Below are 579 nucleotides of genomic sequence, written 5' to 3' on the forward strand. Positions count from 1 at the left end.
AATGAACCCCTACAGTCAGAAACCATAGGGGGCCATTTAAGTTATTGAGTTAGGGGTTATCTGTTAGCTGTTAGGGTTTAGGTTGACTCCATGTATTAAGTAAACAATTATAGGCCTCTGGGTTAATTAACTCAGGAAGTTGATTAAAACCGTCTAAGTTACTTTTAACCCATAACACTTCAGTTCGTTTCTTTTTTACGTCTTTCTTGTGACTAGCGGACATGACTGTATTTATTTCTATTTTTTGTGTAAATGATTGAGGTTCAATCATCTGATGATAATTCGATACAATGTAATTGCCTGTTATGCAATCTAATGTATGACATAGTTTTGTCCAATCTTTAATCGTGTAGCCACTATAGTGGCCTTGTGTACTACCGGGATAAGGCGGGTCACAATAGAATAGTGTATCAGGTGAATCCCATCTTTCAATACACTTAATTGCATCCTCACAAGAAATGCGAACCTTTTCTAATCTTTCCAACGCTTCAGATAGCCTAGCTTTTTTAGCTATAAACGTATAACAGATTGATTAAGTTGTGCTTGTTGACTGAGTAATCAACCTATTGACAGAATTAT

The 579-nt window shown here is 35.9% G+C and carries 1 protein-coding gene and 1 pseudogene; both read right to left on the minus strand.

Annotated features, from left to right (window positions below):
• Nucleotides 1–70 precede the first annotated feature (70 nt).
• Nucleotides 71–223, minus strand: a complete 153-nt coding sequence (locus P5674_RS25675; protein ID WP_231852507.1) for a hypothetical protein — start codon at nt 221–223, stop codon at nt 71–73.
• Between the two features lie 117 nt (nt 224–340).
• Nucleotides 341–529 (minus strand): annotated as a pseudogene (locus P5674_RS25680) (DNA adenine methylase); the annotation flags it as partial.
• Between the last annotated feature and the right edge of the window lie 50 nt (nt 530–579).

It is taken from the genome of Limnospira sp. PMC 289.06, from assembly GCF_032350395.1.
GTDB lineage: Bacteria > Cyanobacteriota > Cyanobacteriia > Cyanobacteriales > Microcoleaceae > Limnospira > Limnospira platensis.